This window comes from Paenibacillus sp. yr247 (genome assembly GCF_900103825.1).
GTDB lineage: Bacteria > Bacillota > Bacilli > Paenibacillales > NBRC-103111 > Paenibacillus_E.
Genome location: NZ_FNIF01000076.1, coordinates 1 through 2198, shown reverse-complemented (window position 1 = coordinate 2198; position 2198 = coordinate 1). Strand labels below are relative to the sequence as shown.

The 2198-nt window shown below is 34.7% G+C and carries 1 protein-coding gene and 1 pseudogene; one reads left to right on the top strand and one right to left on the bottom strand.

The annotated features are described in order from the left end of the window. Nucleotides 1-224 precede the first annotated feature (224 nt). Nucleotides 225-566, top strand: coding sequence for a hypothetical protein (locus BLT91_RS30460; RefSeq protein WP_090828017.1), 342 nt, complete (start codon nt 225-227; stop codon nt 564-566). Between the two features lie 1136 nt (nt 567-1702). On the opposite strand, the pseudogene BLT91_RS33370 reads toward BLT91_RS30460, so the two are convergent. Continuing rightward, nucleotides 1703-1891, bottom strand: a pseudogene (locus tag BLT91_RS33370) (tyrosine-type recombinase/integrase); the annotation flags it as partial. Between the last annotated feature and the right edge of the window lie 307 nt (nt 1892-2198).

The window sequence follows — 2198 nt, the reverse complement described above, 5'->3', positions numbered from 1 at the left end:
AAAAGAGTTGGAGAAGACAAAACTACAGAAATTATTTTGAAATAAAAAAATCCCCCGCTAGCCAAATTCGGCCAGTGGGGGATTCGTCGTTTACTGCTCCGGTGAAAAATATTGGCTTGTCTTCTTGGATGGTCAGATAACTCCGAATCAATCAATTTTCGCATAAAGTTTTACTATTGTTTAAATATGTCAAGAATATTTAGAAAAGGGATGGTGATATAAACATGAATTGGACTAATGTTGATGGAAAAGATTACGCAGTAGTATGCGGAGACTATATTTATCGACTACGTAAAGATAAGTTTGTTACACATCAGTATGACCGAAGTCATAAATTATACGAAACTGCTTATTGTCTGCAAATTAGGGATAAACGTAAGAATCAACTTGTTTTTGTAGACCTAGGATATAATTTCTTTATTGGAGATGCTTGTTTCGGTTCTATACCATATGGTAAGGAACTAAGTGTCGATAACAAATATTGGCGGTCTGTAGCGGATATTCAACAACGAAGCACTGAAATACTTCGTTCTTTGGGATATCTTAATAATGATATGGCCATCTAAAAAAGGAAAGCGACGATCCATCGACGCTTTCCTTTTTTTTTATATATTTACTGAAGCGCTAGAATATAAAATCATCTAAAGATTATTATTTTTTGTCGGGTGACAAGAACATTATCTCATTTAAGGCCGCGGAAATCGCGGCTTTTTTGTTTTATGGGATAAAGTTCTTGTCAAAACCAAATGACAAGAACTTTATCCCATTCCCGATTTTGACAAGAACTTTATCTCATTCCCGATGGATATTTATAAATTTAAAGAGGGGCTCCGGCCAACGGATTAAACTAACAGGCAGTTAGTTTGGTAGTGATTTTGAACAACCTTTAAAGAGAAAAAGCCTTGACCCTCAAGCCTGTAATGCACAAATAGAGGAATTATTGCACCAAATAATGAACTTACCTAATTGCAGAGTGATTCCGACAAACGGATTGCCACAAACGAACTTGTCAACCATGTATTTGCAATTAGAAATAAAATATGAAGTTGGATACGATGTTTGCCTTTTTCAATATTTACAAAAATTAAAGTTAGACCCACAAACGTACAAAGATATACGATCTTTGATAAAACCATATAACGATGCTAAACACCATGTTAATCATAGGAAAGATACACATTTATTCTTAGTTGAAGAAGCCTTGTTGTACTATGCTGCAACTCGAAAAATATCTATAAGTCTAATGAGTTGCACACACATGTATACACCAAGAGAAACCTGGTCAGTCAGTTTAAATGATTAAGAACATAATAAATAATGTAGGAAGATTTGTGTCGTTTTATTTAGGAACATTTGTGTCGTTAGACACCAAACAAGGGGTTTCATCGAATTAAAGACATATGTATAAAATACAGATTTTGTGAAGTAGTGCATTAAAGTGTTAAAGTGAGTAGCATTTAAAAAGCTGCTCGTTGTCTAGGGACATGTACGTTGAAGCAAAAGTGGTTGCATTGGGGAAGCAAAACCAGTTGCATTCCCCATCCGCGAAGAATTTGTGAAGCAAAAGTGGTTGCATTCAATTGTTGATATTAACAGTATGCAACCACTTTTGCTTCAATAATTACATTAAAATTAACAGCAACTCAAAAAAAAATGAAATAAAAGTGGTTGCAAAACATACAGTTGCATTGCAACGGCTGCACTAGTGTACTTTATCCATGTTATCTACTGCTTTTTTTAATTCATCGCTTGTTAAATGTGTATATATCATTGTTGTTTGTATTGCAGAATGCCCGAGTTGATTTCTAAGTTTAGGCACATCGTTGTTCTCTTGATGATATCTAGTTGCAAATGAATGACGAATTGTATGAACGGTTATTGATGGTCTGCCATTTGAAACAATATTTCTCAACCATCTTTGTAGCTTGGGCAGGTATGTATAAAAAATATTATTTTGTAATTTTGGTAGCTGTAAGTCAACAACAACCTGCATAGCCCCTTTTTACTATTATCTGAAGAAAATAAAGTTTCCCAAATGATTCGGTCTAGTACGAATTTTTCAGTCTTCGATGCTGCCACAAAAAGAAACCGCTTTCGGGGTATTGGAAGTCCATTTTCCGTTTCCCGAAAGGCGGTTTCTTTGGTTCTTATTAGAACAAGTCCTGCAAAAATGATTTAATCAAAGGACCGTATACAGA